5 protein-coding genes are annotated in these 6,262 nt (G+C 40.9%); 1 reads left to right on the top strand and 4 read right to left on the bottom strand.

Features of this window, described 5'->3' with window-relative positions; genetic code table 11:
• Nucleotides 1–382: 382 nt before the first annotated feature.
• Together HMPREF0766_RS21125 and HMPREF0766_RS21120 are read right to left on the bottom strand one after the other, a co-directional pair.
• Nucleotides 383–1,885 (bottom strand): alpha-L-fucosidase, encoded by a 1,503-nt coding sequence (locus HMPREF0766_RS21125; protein ID WP_236590467.1) that lies wholly within the window; start codon nucleotides 1,883–1,885, stop codon nucleotides 383–385.
• Nucleotides 1,886–1,893: 8 nt separating this feature from the next.
• Nucleotides 1,894–3,501, bottom strand: coding sequence for a beta-N-acetylhexosaminidase (locus tag HMPREF0766_RS21120; protein WP_037461084.1), 1,608 nt, complete (start codon nucleotides 3,499–3,501; stop codon nucleotides 1,894–1,896).
• Nucleotides 3,502–3,771: 270 nt separating this feature from the next.
• Here HMPREF0766_RS21120 and HMPREF0766_RS21115 point away from each other — a divergent pair, with 270 nt between their 5' ends.
• Nucleotides 3,772–5,091, top strand: coding sequence for a hemolysin family protein (locus HMPREF0766_RS21115; RefSeq protein ID WP_003002064.1), 1,320 nt, complete (start codon nucleotides 3,772–3,774; stop codon nucleotides 5,089–5,091).
• Nucleotides 5,092–5,239: 148 nt separating this feature from the next.
• Here HMPREF0766_RS21115 and trxA read toward each other — a convergent pair whose 3' ends face one another.
• Together trxA and HMPREF0766_RS21105 are read right to left on the bottom strand one after the other, a co-directional pair.
• Complete coding sequence (gene trxA, locus HMPREF0766_RS21110; protein WP_003002061.1) at nucleotides 5,240–5,542, bottom strand: thioredoxin; 303 nt, start codon at nucleotides 5,540–5,542, stop codon at nucleotides 5,240–5,242.
• A gap of 10 nt (nucleotides 5,543–5,552) precedes the next feature.
• Nucleotides 5,553–6,245 carry a rhodanese-like domain-containing protein gene (locus tag HMPREF0766_RS21105; RefSeq protein ID WP_003002060.1) on the bottom strand — a complete coding sequence of 231 codons (693 nt, stop codon included), beginning with the start codon at nucleotides 6,243–6,245 and terminating at the stop codon, nucleotides 5,553–5,555.
• Between the last annotated feature and the right edge of the window lie 17 nt (nucleotides 6,246–6,262).

Raw genomic sequence — 6,262 nt, 5'->3', positions numbered from 1 at the left:
TTCTCTCCTTTTTAAGGAGAGATGCCCGAAGGGCAGAGAGGTTAGTAATCCGATCTGTATAACAGACTGTGGGTGGGGACAGCAACTAACGCACCAACTGCATTGGCCGCTGTCCACACCAGCAACCTATAGCGGCACAAGCAACATGCTTGCGCCAGAAAAAAGCCAACAATTAAACCAGATTAATTCTCTCCTTTCTAAGGAGAGATGCCCTAAGGGCTGAGAGGTTAGTAATCCGATCTGTATAGCAGACTGTGGGTGGGGACAGCAACTGACGCAGGAGAGATGACCCTATCTCCACTTTGAGAATAAACAAAAAAGCCAGATTTGAACATATACAAATCTGGCTCATCACTATTCAAGAGTGTGGTAAAAAGATCACTTACATTTTAGCGTCCATAAGTTTATCCGTTTTGATATCACCTTTTACAGTAGAGATCTTAATAACAAAAGGCTTATCAGACTGAAAATCTTTAGGCAGAATAACATCAAAATAGGCATTTTTATCCAGATCCAATCCGATATCACTACGTTTTAATACTAAAGACTGACCATTGATCAATAAAGAAGCACTCGCAGGTATTTCTGTCGCTTTCTTATCGATAGCTATGCGCACAATGTTATTAACGGGTCTGTTAAACACAGTCAGGTATACCTGCTCATTTTTACGTGTAAAGTATCCGTATTTAGAAGGTGAAAGTCCGGCATATTTGACACCATATACCGCTTCTGAATTGATTTTCATCCAATCCCCCAGCTCTTTCGCCAATTTATCTTCTCCGGGATGCATTTTACCGTTGCCATCAGGGCCAAAGTTGAGTACAAAATTCCCCCCCATAGATACAGAATGCATGAGCATATCAATAAGATCATCCGAAGTCTTGGTATATAATCCCGTCCAGTCTTTCATATATCCCCAACCATTAGGCGGAATAGTCATGACACAATCCCAGTCCCGGCCCTCCAGCCAGCTGTATTCTTCAGGCAGTTTACGTTCCCAGCCTTGTTCATAGTCACCTAACATATCTCCGTTGGAATCAAAATGACGCTTTCCGAATTCATCATTCCGAAAACGGCTTCCGATAATCAGACCGGGATGTTTTTCACGTAATTCTTTTTCCAGCTTATAGGTAAAATCATAGCTTTTGATCCAGGACTGATCCCAGGTACCGTCAAACCAGAAACCCTTTATCTGCGGATAGTTTTTCAGCAATTCGAGCAATTGATTTTTAGTATAGTTCAGAAACTTGGCATACTTTGCCTTCTCCTCTTCCGTTTTAGGTTCTTTTCCCATATAGTCAGGATTATTCCATTCCAGAATAGAAAAATACAGATACACATCAATACCTTCAGCTGTGTAAGCATCCACGACCTGCTTTACGATATCTTTTTTATAAGGTGATTTTGTAATATTATAATCAGTATATTTTGTAGGCCACAATGCAAATCCGTCGTGATGCTTGGTTGTGAATATCACGTATCGGGCTCCCATATCTTTCGCCTGCTTTGCCCATTGTCTGGCATCAAAGCCTTTAGGATTAAACTGCTTATAAAGATTGTCATATGTATTTTTCCAATCTTTGGGTGCAGTAGTTCCGCCCCATGTGCGTATCCATTCGGATGCCGGAGCGCCACCCCGCGCACTTACTCCTTCCCACTCATTTCCGGGAATAGCATACAGTCCCCAATGAATAAACTGTCCCAGACCATACTGGCGAAAACGTTCCATAGCCTCATCTGTACGATGTGCAGGCGTTAACGGTCCGTATTTGACTTCGATTCTTTCTTTTGGTTTTTCCTTAGGCCCGGTCCATTGTGCCTCTGCGGACAGCGTGCTGAGCAAACCTGCACCAGCCAGTAAGACCATATATAATTTGTTTTTCATATTCATTATTATTCAGGGTTATCGATATAAGCGCGCTGTGTTTTGTAAACAACAGGCTCCGGATTGGTCTTATTAAACGGATCAAAATAATACAGATCTGCTGCTCTGTACAATTTAAGATGAGCGGGAAGGTAATCGCAAAAACGGTCAAAGCTCTTCACTTTATCTGTACTCCATGCGACTTCTGCCATAGCAGCAAGTCTCGGAAAAATCAGATAATCCAGACGATTGGTATTGGTTACGGTCTCTGTCCAGAGATTGGCCTGTATTCCCAATATCTGATCCTTACGGACAGCTAATGAATCATATTTTGACGGACGGAAATGATACACATCTGAAAGGGCATTGAAACCTTTACCCCATTTACGCCCGTACCGGTGGTTCTCTTCCTGCACAAAATCAAAATAAAGCGGAAGACGCGGACATAATATGGTAGAATATCCGTTTTGAAGCACTGTTTTCAACTGATCCTGCTTGTCATGGCGCCACCACATCAGAATGGTCTTATCCTTGGGTAATCCGGCATCAGCCATCTCATCCCATGCCAGCACCTTAGCTCCCATACTATAAACGCTATCTGCCATACGACGCATAAAATAGGTTTCCACCTGCTTGTTATCCGCCAGCTGATATTTAGCTTTCAGCTCCTTAATTTGTGCATCATTGTTCCATGCTTCACTCCCGAAAGAGACTTCATCTCCTCCGAGGTGCAACATCCCTGAAGGGAAAAGAACATTTGCTTCTTTGAGGATATGGGTCAGATATCCGTAAGTACCTTCTTTACCCGGATGAAATGTAAAATCAGGGTGTTTATCATTCCCGCCTCCGCTATATTGCGGGTAAGCCCGGTTAGCAGCTGTGGCGTGTCCGGGCATATCTATCTCCGGAATTACTTCGATATTACGATCGGCGGCATAGCGTACAATCTCCTCTATATCCGCTTGCTGATAATACTGCGCTGCTGCAGTGGCATTCGTAAACGATCCTACTCCCCCGACAAGGGTAAGCAAAGGATAACGCAATATTTCGAGCCGCCAGGCAGGTTCGTCTGTCAGATGCCAGTGAAATTTATTCAATTTATAAAAAGCCATCCAATCGAGTAAGGATTTAACCTTTTGCTTCCCGAAGAAATGCCTTGACTCATCCAGCATAAAACCGCGCCAGCCATATGCCGGCTGATCTTTAATTTCACAATAAGGCAGCTCCATTGTCCCGGAAGAACTCGTGAGGATCATCTGAAGTAAACTAACTGCCCCGTATAATGCTCCTTTACCCGTAGATGCAAGTATCTCTACTTTATCCTTAACGACCCGTATCACATAACCTTCCTCAGACACTTTCGTATCTGATACAAAATGAATAAGCGCTTTACTGGAATCGTCACCTCTGAACCAGGTGGCTGATTTATTTTTCAATACCTCCTGCTGAAGATACTGCACAGCATCATCAAAATGGGTATCCGAAGACCAGATATTTGCTGACTGTTGCAGTTTCAAAAGACCGGATCCGATAATCACAGATTGCGGCTGCGGTATAATCCGGATACTATTCAGTACCTGCGCAGTGCAAACGCATGTAACGCATAAAAGAAAACTAAAAATCAAATATTTACGCATAGGTACTCACAATTAGGACTGATAATCAGGTTTAACATTTTTTAAATATATCAATTATGTCCCTGAGTTGGCAGTACACAAACGTTTGCACAATTTCCGAAAACGTTATCGTGTAGCATTTGTTACATTCCTGACAGCCCATATTTACAATATATCACAAAAAAAGGCTCATTGAAAAATGCATTACCTATGATCCTTTTGTCTTTTTATTACTTCATTCTTTCTCAAATCTGATATTTTCAGTAAATTGGTGTAATTTTCAAATCTTCTATGCTGACAGAAATTATAGTAATCCTTATCCTTATTCTTCTAAACGGTATTTTATCCGCCTCCGAAATAGCCATTGTATCAAGCAGAAAGGCTCGCCTGCAAGCAGAGAGTGACAAGAAAAACCCAGCTGCAAAAATCGCTTTAGACCTCAAAGAACATCCTAATCAATTTCTTTCTACTGTACAGATCGGCATCACCCTTATCGGCATTCTGACAGGTTTTTTCAGCGGAGGAACCATCTCTACATTTATAGATGCTCAACTTGAGCAGATTTCGTTTTTCGCGCCTTATAGCCAGCAGCTGTCTGTAATATTAGTTGTCATCATCATCACTTACCTTTCTTTGGTGATTGGCGAGTTGGTTCCGAAACGGATCGGAATGGCCATACCGGAACGCTATGCGACATTGATTGCTTTCCCCATGCACTTTCTGAGTAAGATCATGAAGCCTTTTGTATGGTTTCTAAGTATCTCTACAGATTTCCTGGTCAGATTGCTTAACATTAAAGTCAGCAAAAATGCCGTTACTGAAGAGGAAATAAAAGCGCTGGTAGATGAAGGAGTCGATAGTGGTATTATTGATAATATAGAACATGATATTGTAGACCGTCTTCTTTCAATCGGCGATAAGAAAGCAATCAATCTGATGGTTCACCGCAGTAAGATCGACTATCTGGATCTGCAGGATTCTTTTGAAGAGAACAAGAAAGTGATTACAGCTACTCAACATACGGTATACCCTATCTGTGATGGTAATTTTGATAAGATAAAAGGAGTGGTACATGTCAAAACATTACTTCAACAGTATCTTAACAACGAAGAAACGGACTTGTCTGCTCTCATCACCCCTATTCCGTATATCAATGAAAATAGTGGTGCACTGTCTGTATTGGAATCGTTTAGAAATTCAAAAGCAGCTCAGGCCATCGTGATCGATGAATATGGTATACCGCAGGGAATTATTACCTTGAAGGATATATTGACGGGTCTGGTGGGGGATTTTGATGATCTGAACAATATTGAAAACAGTAAAATCCGTAAACGTGAAGACGGTTCATTCCTTATTGACGGACGATATCAGCTGGACGATTTCATGGAAAATCTGGAAGTGGGATTATCCGAAAAAGACGAAGAAGAAATCCGCAATATTACAACTGTCGCAGGGTTGGTATTCTTTTTACTGGATCGCGTACCTGAAGAAGGTGATAAGGTAATTTATAAAAATCTCGAATTTGAAGTACTGGATATGGATGGTAACCGAATTGATAAACTTCTTGTCACAAGACTTCCTTTGTCATCGGATCAGGATTATGAAGATTAACAGTGTCTGAAAGACCAAAACTGATCTTTAATTTAAAATCTTCTGTACTTTAAACAAAAAGGATCAGATTTGAATGAACATAACATTCAGATCTGATCCTTTTTTAATGTTTACCTTCCAGATCATTCAGAAGAAATGCAATCAGTCTCTATGCCTGACGGTATTGATCGATGACTTGTACAAGATTGTTTTTCATCAATAGCCCGGATTGCCTCCACACCTGCTCTCCGTCTTTAAAAAGTATAAGTGTCGGAACACCCTGTACTTTAAAATTCGACGCAAGTGCCTGATTTTTATCCACATCAATTTTAATTATGGAAAGATCTTCACCATAATGTTTTTTAACGTCTTCCAGAATAGGGGCCAATTGCTGACACGGACCGCACCATGTCGCTGAAAAATCGATCAGAGCCAATTTGTGCTTTTGTAATATTTCATTAAATGTTGCCATATAAATAATCTTATTTCTGTTCAGTATCTTTCACCGTAGAAACTGCTTTATAACCACCTTCTACATTGAGGATATTATGTATACCCTTAGCATACAATAATGATGCCGCCAGACTACTTCTGTAGCCGGACTGACATTGTAACAGGTAGGTTTTATCAGGATAAATTTCAAATTCAAAATCCGATGCATTTAATGGAACATGAACTGACTTTTCTACATGTCCTCCTGCGTATTCCTGAGCTGTCCGGACATCTACATATACATACTCCGCTTTCTGCGTATGATCCAGAGCCTGAGCAGCAGTAACACTGCCAATACGTTCAATCGGCTGATGCGCTTTTTTCCATGTCCCAAATCCTCCTTTAAGATAGCCTGTGACATTGGTATACCCCAGAGTATGCAATTTATGTACAATCTGTTCTTCCTGCCCCTCGTCTGTAACAAGAAGAATCCTTGTGTCTTTATTGGTTACAATTTTAGCAATCCAGCTATCAAATGGTCCTTCCCAACCGATATTGATGCTTTTGGAAATAAAGCCTTTCAGAAAATCATCGGACTTGCGGGTATCGATGATCAGATATTGATCTGCCGCTTTCGCAAATTGCTCTACAGATAATGCCATGCTGTCCTGCTGAACGCTGTCAGCTTTACCATATCCTGATAATGATATCAGGAACATATATAAGATTACTATTTTTTTCATTCGTAAGTGAAGTTTAA

The sequence above is a fragment of the Sphingobacterium spiritivorum ATCC 33861 genome, assembly GCF_000143765.1.
Lineage (GTDB): Bacteria > Bacteroidota > Bacteroidia > Sphingobacteriales > Sphingobacteriaceae > Sphingobacterium > Sphingobacterium spiritivorum.
The sequence above is the reverse complement of the archived record's forward strand: the minus strand, read 5'-3'. Positions and strand labels throughout refer to the sequence as shown.